The 15,806-nt window shown below is 63.5% G+C and carries 13 protein-coding genes; 9 read left to right on the plus strand and 4 right to left on the minus strand.

Annotated elements, in window-relative coordinates; translation table 11 throughout:
- The first annotated feature begins 151 nt into the window (after positions 1 to 151).
- From mdh to QMK33_RS09830, 3 genes are all read left to right on the plus strand, one after another.
- Complete coding sequence (mdh, locus tag QMK33_RS09820; protein WP_283564403.1) at positions 152 to 1,096, plus strand: malate dehydrogenase; 945 nt, start codon at positions 152 to 154, stop codon at positions 1,094 to 1,096.
- 111 nt (positions 1,097 to 1,207) lie between these two features.
- Entirely contained in the window at positions 1,208 to 1,840 is a 633-nt protein-coding gene (locus QMK33_RS09825; RefSeq protein ID WP_283564404.1) for a macro domain-containing protein, read from the plus strand.
- Between the two features lie 62 nt (positions 1,841 to 1,902).
- A complete protein-coding gene (locus QMK33_RS09830; protein ID WP_283564405.1) occupies positions 1,903 to 2,973 on the plus strand; it encodes a glycosyltransferase family 9 protein in 1,071 nt (356 codons plus the stop codon).
- Between the two features lie 107 nt (positions 2,974 to 3,080).
- On the opposite strand, the gene QMK33_RS09835 is transcribed toward QMK33_RS09830, so the two are convergent.
- The 4 genes from QMK33_RS09835 to pxpB are packed head-to-tail and all read right to left on the minus strand — an operon-like array spanning position 3,081 to position 6,781.
- Positions 3,081 to 4,271 carry an NRAMP family divalent metal transporter gene (locus tag QMK33_RS09835; protein ID WP_283564406.1) on the minus strand — a complete coding sequence of 397 codons (1,191 nt, stop codon included), beginning with the start codon at positions 4,269 to 4,271 and terminating at the stop codon, positions 3,081 to 3,083.
- Complete coding sequence (locus QMK33_RS09840; RefSeq protein ID WP_283564407.1) at positions 4,268 to 5,068, minus strand: LamB/YcsF family protein; 801 nt, start codon at positions 5,066 to 5,068, stop codon at positions 4,268 to 4,270. Before QMK33_RS09840 ends, QMK33_RS09835 begins: the two co-directional genes overlap by 4 nt.
- Positions 5,065 to 6,069 (minus strand): 5-oxoprolinase subunit C family protein, encoded by a 1,005-nt coding sequence (locus QMK33_RS09845; RefSeq protein WP_283564408.1) that lies wholly within the window; start codon positions 6,067 to 6,069, stop codon positions 5,065 to 5,067. Before QMK33_RS09845 ends, QMK33_RS09840 begins: the two co-directional genes overlap by 4 nt.
- Positions 6,059 to 6,781 carry a 5-oxoprolinase subunit PxpB gene (gene pxpB, locus QMK33_RS09850; protein WP_283564409.1) on the minus strand — a complete coding sequence of 241 codons (723 nt, stop codon included), beginning with the start codon at positions 6,779 to 6,781 and terminating at the stop codon, positions 6,059 to 6,061. The genes QMK33_RS09845 and pxpB overlap by 11 nt, the downstream gene beginning before the upstream one ends.
- A 52-nt stretch (positions 6,782 to 6,833) precedes the next feature.
- Here pxpB and QMK33_RS09855 point away from each other — a divergent pair, with 52 nt between their 5' ends.
- The 6 genes from QMK33_RS09855 (at position 6,834) to QMK33_RS09880 (ending at position 15,751) form a co-directional block, all read left to right on the plus strand.
- Positions 6,834 to 9,452 (plus strand): M1 family aminopeptidase, encoded by a 2,619-nt coding sequence (locus QMK33_RS09855; RefSeq protein WP_283564410.1) that lies wholly within the window; start codon positions 6,834 to 6,836, stop codon positions 9,450 to 9,452.
- 98 nt (positions 9,453 to 9,550) lie between these two features.
- The gene (locus tag QMK33_RS09860) at positions 9,551 to 10,786 is read left to right on the plus strand and encodes a M16 family metallopeptidase (protein ID WP_283564411.1); all 1,236 of its coding nucleotides are present in this window, start codon (positions 9,551 to 9,553) and stop codon (positions 10,784 to 10,786) included.
- Positions 10,787 to 10,793: 7 nt separating this feature from the next.
- A complete protein-coding gene (locus tag QMK33_RS09865; RefSeq protein ID WP_283564412.1) occupies positions 10,794 to 11,699 on the plus strand; it encodes a YDG/SRA domain-containing protein in 906 nt (301 codons plus the stop codon).
- A 7-nt stretch (positions 11,700 to 11,706) separates the two neighbouring features.
- Complete coding sequence (locus QMK33_RS09870; protein ID WP_283564413.1) at positions 11,707 to 12,156, plus strand: YDG/SRA domain-containing protein; 450 nt, start codon at positions 11,707 to 11,709, stop codon at positions 12,154 to 12,156.
- Between the two features lie 16 nt (positions 12,157 to 12,172).
- Entirely contained in the window at positions 12,173 to 12,817 is a 645-nt protein-coding gene (locus QMK33_RS09875; protein WP_349361724.1) for an O-methyltransferase, read from the plus strand.
- A gap of 21 nt (positions 12,818 to 12,838) precedes the next feature.
- Positions 12,839 to 15,751 (plus strand): TonB-dependent receptor, encoded by a 2,913-nt coding sequence (locus tag QMK33_RS09880; protein ID WP_283564414.1) that lies wholly within the window; start codon positions 12,839 to 12,841, stop codon positions 15,749 to 15,751.
- Positions 15,752 to 15,806: the final 55 nt, after the last annotated feature.

Consider the following 15,806-nt stretch of genomic DNA (forward strand, 5'->3'; position numbering starts at 1 on the left):
TCAGCATCTTGCTCCTATCTGGCCGGGCGCGTGCGACGCGCCCCTACCGGCCCCCGTACAACGCAAAGGCGCATTGCCACGCAGCTTTCGGGCGTACTTTTACCAAGCCAGACTTGCTGGCTTTGTTCCCCCCTACCATTCATTAATTCCCATGAAAGTCACCGTAGTTGGAGCTGGCAACGTGGGCGCTACCTGCGCCGATGTGCTCGCCACCCGTGAAATTGCCAATGAAGTTGTTTTAGTTGACATTAAGGAAGGCTTCGCCGAAGGTAAGGCGCTCGATATCTGGCAGAAATCGCCGATTATTGGCTACGACACCCGCACGGTGGGCGTTACCAACGACTACGCCCGCACTGCGGGCTCGGAGGTAGTGGTTATCACCTCGGGCCTGCCCCGTAAGCCCGGCATGAGCCGCGACGACCTGATTGCCACCAACGCCGGCATCGTGAAGTCAGTGACTGAGCAGGTGGTAAAGCACTCGCCGAACGCCATTATCATCATCGTGAGCAACCCGCTCGACGTGATGACCTACCAGGCGCACCTCACCGCCAAGCTGCCCCGCGAAAAGGTGTTCGGCATGGCCGGCATCCTCGACACGGCCCGCTACCGCGCCTTTTTGGCCGAGGCCCTCAACGTGAGCCCCAAAGACATTCAGGCGGTGCTCATGGGTGGCCACGGCGACACCATGGTGCCCCTGCCCCGCTACACCACCGTGGGCGGCATCCCGGTGACCGAACTCATTGACAAAGCGAAGCTTGACGCTATCATCGAGCGCACTAAGTCGGGTGGCGGCGAGCTGGTGAAGCTCATGGGCACCTCAGCCTGGTACGCGCCCGGCGCGGCCGCGGCCCAAATGGTGGAAGCCATCGTGCGCGACCAGCGCCGCGTGTTTCCGGTGTGCCTGGAGCTGCAAGGCGAGTACGGCATCAACGGCGTGTACCTTGGTGCCCCGGTTATCCTGGGCAAAAACGGCGTGGAGCGCGTGATTGAATTGCAGCTCAACGACGAAGAAAAGGCGATGCTCGAAACCTCGCGCGGCCACGTGAAAGAGGTAATGGATGCCTTGGATAAGATGAGCGCCGCCCCGGCCGCGTAGTCATTTCAGCCCTTGCGTTTATAAAAAAGCGGCCCGCTGGCAATTGCCAGCGGGCCGCTTTTTTAGTGGTTGTTGATGATAGTCAGTACCTTGCGGGCCTAACACCTCTTCATGCACCTCAATTTAATTGACACCAACCAGGACGTAGTCACGGCCTGGGAGCAAGTATTTGCCGATGTGCCGCAGGTTACCATCCGGTGCGGCTCTATTTTCGATTACCCGGCCGATGCGCTAGTCAGCCCCGCCAACAGCTTCGGCTACATGAATGGCGGCCTGGATTTCGCCATTTCCAAGCACCTGGGCTGGCATTTGGAGAAGGACTTGCAACGCCTCATCCGCGAAAAGCACTACGGGGAATTATTGGTTGGGCAGGCCGAAGTATTGCCCACCGGTAGCCCGGCCTTCCCCTACTTGATTGCCGCGCCTACTATGCGCACGCCCATGACCATCACGCGCGGCCCTAATGTGTATCAGGCCATGAAAGCCATTCTGGTGCTTTTGCGCTACGGTAAGCTAGCTACTGGTGAACTAGTTAGCAGCAAAATTCAAACCGTCGCCATTCCGGGTTTGGGTACGGGTATTGGCCAAGTACGGCCGCTCGTGTGCGCCCGCCAAATGCGCCTAGCCTGGGAAGACGTGGTGCACGAAAAGTTTGCGACCGAAACCGGCTGGGAGCAGATGTGCGCTAACTACGCGTACTTCTACACGCACAATGAGTCGGATATTAAATATGACATTCCGTAAACGCATAACTGCCTAGGAAACCGCGCTGGTTTTCGGCCCAAGCCTACCTTTGGGGCCTGCTTATGTCTGCACCTCCGCTCCCCACGCTGCTCATCCAAACCGCTTTTATCGGCGACGTTATCCTGGCCACGGCGCTGGTCGAATACTTGGCGCTGCACGAGCCCGCTGCGCCGCTCGACGTGCTGGTGCGGCGCGGCAACGAGGGCTTGCTGGCAAATAATCCGCACATTCGGCGGGTATTAATCTGGGACAAAAAGAATAAAAAGTACCCGAATTTACTGAAATTATTATCGCAAATTCGGCAGGCGAAATACGGCCGGGTGGTTACGTTGCAGCGCTTTGCCAGCACGGGGTTCCTCACGGCGTTTTCGGGTGCGGCCGAGCGGGTAGGCTTTGCGGAAAACCCTTTTAGCCGCTTTTTTACGCGGCGCGTGCCGCACGTTATCGGCGACGGCACGCACGAGGTGGAACGCAACCTTCGGTTGCTTAATTCGGGGTTTGGAAAGAGGGAGAAGGAATTAATTCCGGCTAATTCCCTGCCAAATAATTCCTCATTCCAACTTCCAACTTCCAACTTAAAAATATACCCTACCCTGGCCGATGAAGTCGCCGCCGCGCCCTACGCGGCCGTGGGCGAGTACCTCTGCCTCGCGCCTACTTCGGTCTGGTTCACCAAGCAGTATCCAGAAGAAAAATGGCTGGAATTACTGGCCGCGCTGCCGCCCGAGTTGCCGGTGTACTTGCTGGGCGGCCCGCCCGACACGGCCGCCTGCGAGAGGCTGGCGCGGGCGGCGGGCCGGCCGGGCCTGGTTAATTTATCGGGTAAATTATCGTTGCTGGCCTCGGCGGCGCTCATGCGCGGGGCCGTTTTAAATTATGTCAACGACTCGGCTCCGCTGCACCTGTGCTCGGCGGTGGATGCGCCGGTGTGCGCCATTTTTTGCTCCACGGTGCCCCGGTTTGGGTTTGGGCCGCTGAGCACGTTTTCGCGAGTGGTGGAGCATCCGGGGCCGCTAGCGTGCCGGCCGTGCGGGCTGCATGGGCACGCCCGGTGCCCACTGGGGCATTTTCGCTGCGCGCTGGAAATTGAGGCACCGCAGCTGCTAGCGGCGCTGGCCGAGGCGCGGGCGTGACGCAAAGCGAGGTAGCGTAAGCTTCAGCTTGCGAGCGAGCGTAGCGAGCAGACGGGACCGCACGGCGCGAACGACTATGCTCGCTGCGCTCGCTCGCAAGCTGAAGCTTACGCTATATTGAGCTGCTCCCACACTACGCGCAGGCTGAGGCTGCCCATGATGGCCACTACGACCCAGCCGGCCACCAGCATCCAGCGGGGGTGGTGGTAGGTGCCCATGAGGCGGCGGCTGGTGGCGGCCACGAGGATAATACCGAGGGCGATGGGCAGTATCAGGCCGTTGAGCGCGCCGGCAAACAGGAGCAGCTGCGTGGGCTTGCCCACGAGCACGAAGATGCTGGTTGACAACACGATGAATATCGAAATGCAGGCCCGCTCGTGGCGCTCAAACACCGGGTGAAACGTTTTGAAAAACGATACTGACGTGTAGGCTGCGCCCACCACCGAGGAGATGGCGGCGCTCCACAAAATGATGCCGAACACGCGGAAACCCACCTCGCCCGCCGCCGCGCGGAATACGCCCGCCGCCGGGTTATCGGCCTCCAGCGCAGCGCCTTGGCTCAGCACGCCCACAATGGCCAGGAACAGTACGAACCGCATGAAGGTGGAAATAACGATGCCGCTCACGGCGCTGCGCGTGACTACCGCTTGGTTGTCAAGCCCTTTGATGCCGGCATCGAGCAGGCGGTGCGCGCCCGAAAACGTGATGTAGCCGCCCACCGTGCCGCCCACGATGGTGACAATGGCCGCCGCGCTCACCTTGGCGGGCAGCAGCGTGTGGTGCAGCGCTTGCAGCAGCGGCGGGTGCGCGCTGAAGGCAATACCCAGCGTGAGCAAAATCTTGACCGTGCCCAGAATCTTGGTGAAGCCGTCGAGCATCTTACCCACTTCGCGCACCCAAAACAGCACTAGTGCCACCCCGCAGCTGATGATGGCACCCTGCTCGTAAGAAAGGCCAGTGAGCACGTTCAGCCCCAGCCCGCAGCCGGCAATATTGCCGATATTAAACGCAAAGCCCCCCAGAATGACCATCGCCGCCAGGAAGTAGCCCAGCCCCGGCAGCAGCTTATTGGCCAGGTCCTGGGCCCGCAACTCGCTCACCGTGAGGATGCGCCAGGTATTGAGCTGCGCGCCCACATCGAGCACCACTGACACGAGGATGACAAACCCGAAGCTGGTGAGCAGCTGCTGGGTAAACACGGTGGTCTGAGTCAAAAACCCCGGGCCGATGGACGAGTTGGCCATCAAGAAGGCGGCGCCCAGGCTGGCCCCGCCGAAGGCGCGAAACTTCGGCTTCATCGGCCGCTGGGCGAAGGGGTGGCCGGCGCGGGGCCGGGAATCTGCACCACCACGCCGGCCCCGGCCAGGGCCGTGCGCAGCTGCCGGGCAAATTCCAGGGCGTGCGCGCCGTCGCCGTGCAGGCACACCGTATCGGCCCGAATGGCTACTTCCGTGCCCTGCTGCGTGCGGACCCAGCCGCCCTGCACCATGCGTAGTACCTGGGCAATGGCAACTTCTGAACTGGTGATGAGGGCGTCGGGCTGGCGGCGCGGCGTGAGCGTGCCGTTGGGCTGGTAGGTGCGGTCGGCGAAGACTTCGTGGGCGGTGCGGAGGCCGATTTTTTCGCCGGCCTTGGTCAGCTCCGAGCCGGCCAGGCCGTAGAGCATCAGCTCGGGCTGCACTTTATAGAGGGCTTCGGCGATGGCCTCGGCCAGGGCGGCGTTGGTGGCGGCCATGTTGTAGAGCGCGCCGTGGGGCTTGAGGTGGTGCAGCTGGCCGCCCTCGGCGCGCACCACGGCGGCCAGCGCCCCGAGCTGGTACACGGTCATATCAAACGCTTCCTCGGCCGAAATATCCATATTGCGGCGGCCGAAACCCACTAAATCGGGCAGGCCGGGGTGCGCCCCGATGGCCACGCCGGCCGCCAGCGCTCGGCGCACGGTTTGGCGCATCACGCTGGGGTCGCCGGCGTGGAAGCCGCAGGCCACGTTGGCCGACGTGAGCAGGGGCATGAGCTCGGCGTCCTGGCCCAGGGTCCAGGCACCGAAGCTTTCGCCCATGTCGCAGTTTAAATCAACGGTAGTACTCGCGTTCATAAGAGAGATTTCAGGTAAACAGCCCGCGCCAGGGCCCGCAGGCGCTGCTCCTGCGCAAGGTACAGCGCCTGCGCTTCGGCCAACGCTACCGGCTGGAAGCGCAGCAGCGTGCCTGGCAGTGCCTGGGCCAGCCGGCCGAGGTCGGCGGTGATGACCTGGGCCAGCCGGGGGTAGCCGCCGGTGGTCTGGCGGTCGGCCAGTAGCACAATGGGCTGGCCGCCGGCCGGCACCTGAACCGTGCCAAACGTGACGGCGCTCGATAGCAATTCGGTGGCCGTGGTGCGCGCCAGCAGCGGCCCGCTGAGCCGGCAGCCCATGCGGTCGACCTCGGTAGTTACGGTGAAATTTTCAGTCCAGAAAGCCCGCTGGCTGGCCGGCGCAAACTGCTCGTACTCAGGCCCTGGCAATGCACGCGCTACCAGCGGCTTGCCGGGGCAAGCTGTTCCTATAGCGGCTACATACCACTTGGCAGCGGCCCAATCTTCTGATTCATTGAGTTTTATGGCATCAAATAAGCGCCGCGCGGCAACCGGCCACTCCCCCACCGGCAGCACGTCGCCAGCCTGCAAGGCCCGGCCGGCCAGCCAGCCCAGCGCGGCGCGCAGGTAGGTGGCGCGGCTGCCCAGCACCAGCGGCACGGCCACGCCGCCCGCCACAGCCAGCCAGGCCCGACCGCTTGTTTTGGATGCGCCAAAGGCCAGTACCGCACCGGCGCGCACCGCCACCGGCCGCCCCAACGGCACCGGCTCGCCGCCGATGGTAGCCGCCAGGTCGGCCCCGGTGAGCGCCAGCAGCGCATCGGTTTCGAAGCGCAGCGTGGGGCCGCGCAGGGTGCATTCGAGGCCGGCGGCGGTTTCGGGGTTGCCCACCAGCAGGTTGGCGGTGCGCAGGGCCGTGGCATCAAGCGCGCCGCTCACCACGAGGCCGGTTTTTTGGTAGCCGGGGCGGCCCAGGTCCTGCACGGTGGTGAGCAGGCCGGGCTTTAGCACGCTAATGCTCATGGCTCAGGCGCTGAAACTCGGCTATTGAAATGGGCACGAAGCGCAGCCGGTCGCCGGCTTGCAGCAGGCTGGGCTGGGCTCGGTTCGCATCAAACAACCGCAGCGGCGTGCGCCCGATGAGCTGCCAGCCGCCCGGCGTGGGCAGCGAGTACACGCCCGTTTGCACGCCCGCGATGCCTACCGCGCCCGCCGGTACCAGCGGCCGGGGCTGGGCGCGGCGCGGGGTAGCCAGCCGCGCATCGAGCCCGCCGAGGTAAGGAAAGCCAGGTGCAAAGCCCACCATGTGCACCAGATACTCGGGCGCTGAATGCAAGACAATTACTTCATCCACTGCAAGTTGCGCATGGCTAGCCACTAGGTCGAGGTCGGGCCCGAACTCGCCGCCGTAGCACACCGGAATCTCGACCAGCGGACCGGGCTCGTAGCTGGCGGCGGCGTCATGGGCAACCGGCAACAGGCGTTGCAAGTAGCTGGCTACCTGGTCGTAGGGTAGAATTTCGCCAAGGTGCAGCGCCCACGGGTCGTAGTAAACGGTGAGGGTGGTGAAGGCCGGCACGTACTCGCGTAGGCCGGCAAAGGGCTGCTGGTCAAGCACCTGGGCAAATGCCTGGATGAGCCGGTGCGTGGCCGGGTCAATGGCCTGGCCAAACTCCAGCACCACGGCTGCATCGCCGAGCGGATAGAGGCGCATAGGCGGTGAAGAGTCAGCCATGCGGGTCGCGGCTTAGTTTTGAGGAAATTGTTTGTCGTTTGTCACGCTTGCTATGTCCGTGAACTACCGTAAATATGGGGTGCTCGGCGGCCTGTTGCTGGCCGCTGCCTGCCAGCGTGCCACTTACCCCACTGCTGCCACCGCCGCCACTACCCCCAGCGTGCCACCCGTGGTGACCGGCGTGAGCCGCGAGCTGGCCGAGTTTCGCAAGCAAACCATCAGCCGCGTGGCCTACGAATTGCGGCTGGCCGTGCCCGCCAGCAAGGCCGACCCGGTGCGCGCCGAGGAAACCATCCGCTTCCGGCTGCGCGATAACCGCACCCCGGTGCAGCTCGATTTCAAGGGGCAGGCCAGTCAGTTGCGCAGCCTCACTATCAACGGCCAACCGGCCGTAATCGACTACCGCCAGGAGCACTTAGTCCTACCGGCCAGCGCATTGCGCACGGGCGACAATGTAATTGGTATTATTCTCACAGCCGGCGACTTATCGCTCAACCGCAACGCCGACTACCTCTACACGCTGCTCGTGCCCGACCGTGCCCGCACGGTGGTGCCGGTGTTCGACCAGCCCAATCTGAAGGCGACTATCACGCTGGCGCTGGACGTGCCCGGCACCTGGGAGGCCGTGGCCAATGGGCCGTTGCGCGAAACCTCGCCCCCCACGGCCGACGACGTAAAACCTGGCGTGAAAAGCTACGCTTTCGCCCCATCCGATTCCATTAGCACTTACCTGTTTTCATTCGCGGCGGGCAAGTTTACGCGGGTGAGCCAGCGGGTGAATGGCCGGCCGATGAGCTTCTTGCACCGCGAAACCGACTCGACCAAAATCCGTCTTAGTATGCCCACCATTTTCCGGTTGCACGGCGAGGCGCTGAGCTTTCTGGAGCAGTACACGGGCATCCCCTACCCGTTTCAGAAATTTGACTTTACGGCCATTCCCGACTTTCAGTACGGCGGCATGGAGCACGTGGGGAATATTGATTACAAGGCCGCTAGCCTGTTTTTGGACGAGGGCGCGACTAAGGACCAGCTGCTGGCCCGCCAAAACCTCATCGGCCACGAAACGGCCCACATGTGGTTTGGCGACCTCGTAACGATGCAGTGGTTCAACGACGTGTGGATGAAGGAGGTATTCGCCAATTTCATGGCCGATAAGATGAACCCCGAGGCCGCCGCCGGCCCGGCGCAGCTGCTCAAGTTCGTGACCGACCACTACCCTGCCGCCTACGCCGTGGACCGTACCGCCGGGGCCAACCCCATCCGGCAGCCGCTGGAGAATTTGCAGAACGCGGGCTCGCTCTACGGCGGCATCATTTACCACAAAGCCCCCATTATGATGCGGCAGCTGGAGCGGCTGATGGGCGAGCAGCCGTTTCAGGAAGGCGTTCGGGAATATCTCAAAAAATACGCCCACGGCAACGCCACCTGGCTCGACCTCATCGCCATTCTCGATGCCCACACGCCCGCCGACCTCGCCGCCTGGAACCAGGTGTGGGTGAACCAGCCCGGCCGCCCGGTATTCGACTACACGCTGCAAACACCCGCCGGTCAGCCCGCGCAACTCATTATCAGTCAGCACGCTGAGGATGGCTCCGACCGCCTGTGGCCCCAGCAGTTTGAGGTGCTGGCCGTGTACCCCAGCGGCCCCGTGGCGCTGCCCGTGAACATGAGCCAGCGCGAAGTGCGCGTGGCGCTGCCCGCTGGCAAAGGTGTGCCCAGCTACGTGCTGCTCAACGCGCAGGGCCTCGGCTACGGCGTGTTTCCGGTGGCCCCGCAGGCGGCCGACCACCTGGCCAGCCTCCCCGACCCGGTGGCCCGCGCCAGCACCTACATCGCCCTCTACGAGAACATGCTGAGCGGCCGGGGCCTCGCGCCGCGCCTACTGCTCGACCGCTACCTCGCCCAAACGGCCCACGAAACCAACGACCTCAATATCAAGCTGCTCACGGGCCAGATGAGCGCTATTTTTTGGCAATTTCTGAAGCCGGCCGAGCGCGATGCCCTGGCCCCGGACCTGGAAAAAGCCCTCTGGCTAGCCATGCAGGCGCAGGCAAAACCCGGCGAGCAGAAGCTGTATTTCAAAGCCTACCAAAGCATTGCCCTAACCCTGGCGGCCCAGCAGCGCCTCTACCGCATTTGGCGCGGCCAAAAAGCCCCCGGCCTGGTCAAGCTGACCGAAGATGACTACACCGCCCTGGCCCTGGCGCTGGCCGTGCGCGACTACCCTACGGCGCAACCCATTCTGCCGCAGCAGCTTGCGCGCATCACCAACGTGGACCGCCGCCAGCGGCTGCAATTTATGATGCCGGCCCTCTCGCCCGAGGTAGCAACCCGCGACGCGTTTTTTGCCTCGCTCAAAGACGAGAAAAACCGCGAGAAGGAGGCCTGGGTGCAGGCCGCCCTCGGCTACCTACACCACCCGTTGCGCCAGGCTACCTCCGAAAAATACCTGCCGGCCAGCCTCGATTTGCTGGAGGAAATTCAGCAGACGGGCGATATCTTTTTTCCGGCCGGCTGGCTGCAAGGCACGCTGGGCAGCTACCAGTCGGCCACGGCGGCGGCCACGGTGCGCGGGTTTCTGGCGGCGCACCCCGGCTACAACCCGCCGCTGCGGGCCAAGCTGTTGCAAGCGGCCGACGACCTGTTTCGGGCCGAGAAACTGGCGCGGTAGCGCGGACTTTTAGTCCGCGGGCCGGTACGTCTGCTACTTGCGAACTAAAAGTCCGCGCTACTACCCGAACTTTGTTGCTTTCGCCGGTTATAGCATCCATGTCTGATTACCACCAATTCGAATATCCCAACGGCATCCGGCTTCTGCACAAAGAAGTGCCGCACACCAAGATTGCGCACTGCGGCTTTTTGCTCGATATCGGCTCACGCGATGAGCAGGCCCATCAGCAGGGCCTAGCCCACTTTTGGGAACACATGGCCTTTAAGGGCACCAGCAAGCGCAAGTCGTTTCACATCCTCAACCGCCTCGAAACCGTGGGCGGCGAGCTGAACGCCTACACCACCAAGGAGAAAATCTGCTTCTACGCCACGCTGCTCAGCACCCACTTCGAGCGGGCGTTTGAGCTGCTTACCGACCTCACCTTCAACTCGTTATTTCCGGAGAAGGAAGTAGAGAAAGAGCGCGGCGTGATTCTGGAAGAGATGAGCATGTACCAGGATGCGCCCGAAGACGCCATCATCGACGACTTCGACGCCGTGATATACGGCGAGCACCCGCTGGGCATCAACATCCTGGGTACCCGCGAGAGCGTGAGCGGCTTTCAAACGGCTGATTTTCACACCTTTTACGACGAGAACGTGCGCACCGACCGGCTGATTTTCAGCTCGGTGAGCAACCTGCCGTTCAAGGAAGTGAAGCGGCTGGCCGACCGGTTTCTGGCGCCCATTCCGGCCCGGCTGGGGCCGCGCGAGCGGCTGCCGTTTGGCGGCTACGTGCGCCGCGACCGCACCGAGTCGCGGCCCATCTCGCAGGCGCACTGTCTGGTGGGCGGCCCCGCCTACCCGCTAACCGACGAGCGCCGGGTGCCGTTTTTCATGCTCAATAACATCCTGGGCGGCCCCGGCATGAACTCGCGCCTCAACCTGGCCGTGCGCGAAAAGTACGGCCTCGTGTACACCATCGACAGCTCGTATTCGCCCTACACCGACACCGGCTTGTTCGGCATTTACTTCGGCACCGAGGCCAAGCAGCTCAACCGCACGCTGGGCTTGGTGCAGAAAGAGCTGAAACTGCTGCGCGATAAAGAGTTAACCACCAGTCAATTACACGTAGCCAAAAACCAGCTCATGGGCCAGCTCGCCATGAGCGAAGAAAGTAACTCGGGCCTGATGCAGCTGCTGGGCAAAAGCACCCTCGACCTGGGCCGCGTGGAGCCACTGAGCGAGATTTTTGGTAAAATCGAGCGCGTAACGGCCCGCGAATTGCGCGAGCTGGCCAACGAAGTGCTGACCGAGGACAACCTCAGCATTTTGCAGTACGTACCCGAGAAATAGCAGCTGCATGGCTAAGTCTGCGTCCGTTTTTGGCCCGGTGCCGGGCATTGCACTGGGCCACGAGTTTGCCAACCGCCTGGAGCTGTGGGGCGCGGGCGTGCACCGCCAAACGCAGGCCGGCATCAGCGCACGGCAGGGCGAGGGGGCCGAGAGCATCGTGCTCTCGGGCGGCTACGAGGACGATGAAGACTTAGGCGCGGTCATTATTTACACCGGCCGGGGCGGGCGCAGCGCCGAAAGCCAGCAGCAGGTAGCCGACCAAACCCTGACCGGGGCCAACCGCGAGCTGGCCCGCAACGTGCTCACCGGCCTGCCCGTGCGCGTGACGCGTAAGGTGACGGAAGCCGGCCGCACGTTTTACCGCTACGCGGGCCTCTACCGCATTGCCAGCTACTGGGCCGAAACCGGCAAATCGGGCCACCGCGTCTGGCGCTTCCGGCTCGAAGAGCTGGTAGCCTGGGACGTGGAGCCGCACGTGGCGGCCCCGGCGGCCGACCTCTTTACTGCCCAGGAACCCGCGCCCGCCTACGGCCCCGCGCCGCGCCGGCTGGCTACTACGCTGCGCCTGGTGCGCGACACGGCCGTGACGCGCCAGGTGAAAGCGCTGCACGACTACCACTGCCAGGTGTGCAGCGAGCGGCTGGCCAGCCCGGCGGGGCCGTATGCCGAGGCGGCGCACATTCGGCCGCTGGGCGCGCCGCACCACGGGCCCGATGTACTGGCCAACGTGCTGTGCCTCTGCCCCAACCACCACGTGCTTTTTGACCTGGGCAGCTTTGGCGTGGCCGATAATGGCGCCCTGCTCGGCCTGCCCGGCCAATTGCGGCGGCACCCGCAGCACGCAGTGGCACCCGAGTTTCTGGCGTATCACCGGGCGCATTTCTACGAGCCGCAGGCCGGCGAGCTAGCCTAGCGCCGCCATGCCCATTTCCACTTTCGGCCACGTTGGCCAGGCCCGGCCAGGCGACTTATTTGCCTCGCGCCTCGACTTGTCACTACGCGGGCAGCACCGGCCGCCGCGGGCGGGCGTGTGCGCCACCGTGGCCCACGGCGCCGAAAGCATCATCCTGGCCGACCAGTACGAGGACGATGAGATTCATGAGGACTACTTCTGGTACGCGGGCCACGGCGGGCGCAACGGCCAGACCGGCCGCCAGGTAACCGACCAGGAGTTCAACCACCGCAACCGGGCGCTGGCCCGCAGCCAGGAAACCGGCCGGCCGGTGCGCGTTTTTCGGCGGGTAGCCAGCGCGGGCGCGGCTTGGCAGTTTCGCTACGAAGGGCTGTGGCGCGTGGTGGCGCACGAGCACGTAGCCGGCAAGTCGGGCTACCGCGTGTACCGTTTCCGGCTGGAGCCATTTTACCCTTAGCTAGTAGCTTATTCCGATGATTGACAACGCGATACAAGAATACGCCGACCAGCACTCGGGCCCCGAGCCGACGCTGTTGCACCAGCTTTGGCGCGAAACCCACTTGCAGCTGCTGATGCCGCGCATGGCCACCGGCCACTGGCAGGGCCGGCTGCTGAGCATGCTTTCGCACCTTGTTAAGCCGCGTAAGATATTGGAAATCGGCACGTTTACGGGCTATGCTACGCTGTGCTTGGCTGAAGGACTAGCCGAGGGCGGGCATCTGCACACCATCGAAATCAACCCCGAGCGCGAAAGCCGCATCCGGCGCTACGTGGCCGCGGCGGGCCTCACGGCGCGGGTAAGCCTGCACATCGGCGATGCGCGCGATGTTTTGGCGGGCTTGGTCGGCGAAGTGTGGGACTTGGTCTTTATTGACGCCGACAAGCTCCATAACGGTCGGTATTTTGAGCTTGTAATCGAGCAGGTGCGGCCGGGTGGCTTGCTTATCGTGGACAATGTGCTGTGGGGCGGCAAGGCACTGGCTACCTACCTACTCAAAGCCAACGACCACGACACCCGTGCCGTGCGCGCCTTTAATGAGCAGCTGCGCCACGACCCGCGCGTGGTGCCGCTACTGCTGCCGGTGCGCGACGGCCTGCTGCTGCTGCGTAAACTATAAGCTCCTATCAATCTGACTTTTATGCGTTCTCTACTCCTGATTGGCCCGGCGTTACTGCTGACAACCAGCGCGTTTGCGCAAAGCGCCGTGCGCGGCAAGGTGCTCGATGGCAAGGACCAGAGCCCGCTCATCGGGGCCAACGCGGTGCTCGTGCACCTACCCGATTCGGTGCGTACCGGCACCGCCGTGGGCCCCGATGGCGGCTTCGAGATTTCGGGCGTGGCCCCCGGCCGCTACGTGTTCGTGGCCTCCTACATTGGCTACCAGGACCAGCGCCAGCCCGTGACGGTGCCCACCGGCGGCGCGCCCGTGGTGCTGGGCACGGTGGCGCTCCAAACGGGCGGCATCGCCCTCAAAACGGTGGTCGTAACCGGCGAGCAGGTGCAAGTGGTGCAGCGCGGCGACACCACCAGCCTCAACGCGAAAGCCTTCAAAACCAACCCCGATGCCACGGCCGGCGACCTCATCGCTAAGATGCCGGGCATCTCGGTCGATGCCTCGGGCAAAACCCAGGCGCAGGGCGAAACCGTGCAGCAGGTGCTCGTGGATGGCAAGCCGTTCTTTGGTACCGACCCCGACGCGGTGCTCAAAAACCTGCCCGCCGATGCCATTGACCGGGTCGAGATTTTTGACCAGCAGAGCGAGCAAAGTCGCTTCTCGGGCTTCAACGACGGCAACACGCAGAAAACGCTGAACATCATCACCAAGCCGGCCTTTCGCAACGGGCAGTTTGGGCGGGCGGTGGTGGGCGCGGGCCCCGCCCGCTACCGGGCCAGCCTGAACCTCAACGACTTCCACGGCAACCGGCGCACCACGGTGCTGGCCCAGAGCAACAATGTGAACGAGCAAAATTTCGGCACCGACGACCTGCTGGGCGTTATCGGCAACTCAGCCCCCGGCGGCGGTGGGGATGGCGGGCGCGGCGGCCGGGGTGGCGGCGGCGGCTCGGGAGGCAACGCCGGCGACTTTTTGGTGAGCCAGAACGGCGGCATCAGCAAGACCACGGCGGCGGGCCTCAACTACTCCAATAGCTGGAATAGGAAAACCGAGCTGACGGGTAGCTACTTCTTCAATCATTCCAATAACACCCTCAATAGCAATACGTTGCGCCAGTACGTGCTACCAGGCCAAAGCAATACGACGTATACCGAAAACTCGCTTTCGGGCAGCACCAACACCAACCACCGCGCCAATTTCCGGCTCGACCATAAAATCGACTCTGCTACGTCGGTACTGTTTCGGCCCCGCATTTCGTGGCAGCAAAACGATGCCAGCCAGACGCTGGCCGGTATCACGGCCCGCGAGGGCATGCCGCAGAGCCAGATTAATACGCGATATAACTCTAACAACGAGGCTATTAACCCGGGCGGCGACCTGCTGCTGCGCCGCAAGGTGGGGCACAAGGCGGGCCGCACGCTCTCACTCAGCCTCAACGGCTCGTACAACGCGCGCAACGGCACGTCGGTGCTGAACACTACCCGCGTGGGCGGCACCGGCACCAACCTCAACCAGCAGTCGGTACTGACCCAGAAGAGCGGCACCATGGCCGGCAACCTGGCCTACACCGAGCCGGTGGGCCAGCACGCCCAGCTGCAAGCCAACTACGCGCTCAGCTACGCGCCCAACAACTCCAACAAGCTCACCAACAACTTCAACGCCGGCGACCAGGGCTACACGCGGCTCGATTCGGCGCTGAGCAACGTGTTCAACAACTACTACCTCACGCAGGGCGGCGGGCTGAGCTACCGCTACAACACGCGCACCATTCAGGCCTCGGTAGGGGCCAGCGCGCAGGTGGCGCGGCTGCAGGGCGACCAGACGTTTCCGCGCCCCGGCCCGGTCGATTACACGTTCTGGAACGTGCTGCCCCAGGCCAACCTCACGTGGCGGCCCGACCGCTCGCACAACGTGCGGCTGTTTTACCGCACCAGCACCAACGCCCCCAGCCTGAGCCAGTTGCAGGCCGTGGTCAACAACTCCAACCCGTTGCAGCTCATCATCGGCAACCCCAACCTCAAGCAGGAATACGCCCACAACCTGGTGGCCCGCTACACAGCGGCCCGCGCCGATAAAAACAGCAATTTCTTCGCCCTGCTCGCGGGCAGCTACACCCAGAATCCCATTGCCAATAGCACGTTGGTGGCCGTGCGCGACACCACGGTGCGGCCCATCCTCAACGACCAGACCATCGGCGTAGCGCTGCCAGCCGGGGCGCAGCTCACGCAATCGACCAACTTGCGGGCGCAGTACACCGTGCGGGCGCTGGCCAACTACGGCCGGCCGCTCACGGCCATCAAGTCGAATTTCAACGCGAGCCTGGGCGGTAGCTTCAGCCAAAACCCTGGCATTGTGAACAATGCGCTCAACTACGCCCGCACCCCGGCCCTCACCGGCGGCCTGGTGCTGAGCAGCAACGTGAGCCCCAGCCTGGACTTTACGCTCTCCTCCAACTCGACGCAGAGCTACGTGCGCAACACACTCAGCAAGCAATTGAATAACAATTACTTCAGCCAGCTCACGCGCCTAAAATTTAGCTGGATAGTGGGGCCGGGCATCTCGTTTCAGACCGACGTGGCCCACCAGCTCTACCGCGGCCTCAGCAGCGCCTATAACCAGAACTACGTGCTGTGGAACGCCTCCATCGGCAAGAAGCTATTCCCAGGCCAGCGCGGCGAAATCAAGCTCTACGCCTTTGATATTCTCAAGCAGAACCGGGCCATCCAGCGCAACGTAAACGTGGCGTATTACGAAGATGTGCAAACCACCGTGCTCCAGCAATACCTCATGCTCTTGTTCACGTATAACATCCGCTCAGCTAATATGGCGGCCCTGCCGGAAGGCCCGCCCGAGCGCGGCGGCCGCGGCGGCTCCAACGGCCGGTCCGGCGGCGGGCAGCCGGGCGGCGGGGGCTTTGGCGGCCCTCCCGGCGGGTAATACCGGTGCTAGGTATCCCCCCACCGTTCACCTTTTCTGCCTAACTTGCCAGCAG

It is taken from the genome of Hymenobacter sp. H14-R3 (genome assembly GCF_030063445.1).
In the GTDB taxonomy this organism is placed as follows: Bacteria; Bacteroidota; Bacteroidia; order Cytophagales; family Hymenobacteraceae; genus Hymenobacter.

Coding starts and splice junctions, on each gene's coding strand:
- QMK33_RS09835 (WP_283564406.1), bottom strand. CDS start 4,271: ATGAAGCCGAAGTTTCGCGCCTTCGGCGGGGCCAGCCTGGGCGCCGCC.
- QMK33_RS09840 (WP_283564407.1), bottom strand. CDS start 5,068: ATGAACGCGAGTACTACCGTTGATTTAAACTGCGACATGGGCGAAAGC.
- QMK33_RS09825 (WP_283564404.1), top strand. CDS start 1,208: ATGCACCTCAATTTAATTGACACCAACCAGGACGTAGTCACGGCCTGG.
- QMK33_RS09855 (WP_283564410.1), top strand. CDS start 6,834: ATGTCCGTGAACTACCGTAAATATGGGGTGCTCGGCGGCCTGTTGCTG.
- QMK33_RS09875 (WP_349361724.1), top strand. CDS start 12,173: ATGATTGACAACGCGATACAAGAATACGCCGACCAGCACTCGGGCCCC.
- QMK33_RS09860 (WP_283564411.1), top strand. CDS start 9,551: ATGTCTGATTACCACCAATTCGAATATCCCAACGGCATCCGGCTTCTG.
- QMK33_RS09830 (WP_283564405.1), top strand. CDS start 1,903: ATGTCTGCACCTCCGCTCCCCACGCTGCTCATCCAAACCGCTTTTATC.
- QMK33_RS09870 (WP_283564413.1), top strand. CDS start 11,707: ATGCCCATTTCCACTTTCGGCCACGTTGGCCAGGCCCGGCCAGGCGAC.
- QMK33_RS09845 (WP_283564408.1), bottom strand. CDS start 6,069: ATGAGCATTAGCGTGCTAAAGCCCGGCCTGCTCACCACCGTGCAGGAC.
- mdh (WP_283564403.1), top strand. CDS start 152: ATGAAAGTCACCGTAGTTGGAGCTGGCAACGTGGGCGCTACCTGCGCC.
- QMK33_RS09865 (WP_283564412.1), top strand. CDS start 10,794: ATGGCTAAGTCTGCGTCCGTTTTTGGCCCGGTGCCGGGCATTGCACTG.
- pxpB (WP_283564409.1), bottom strand. CDS start 6,781: ATGGCTGACTCTTCACCGCCTATGCGCCTCTATCCGCTCGGCGATGCA.
- QMK33_RS09880 (WP_283564414.1), top strand. CDS start 12,839: ATGCGTTCTCTACTCCTGATTGGCCCGGCGTTACTGCTGACAACCAGC.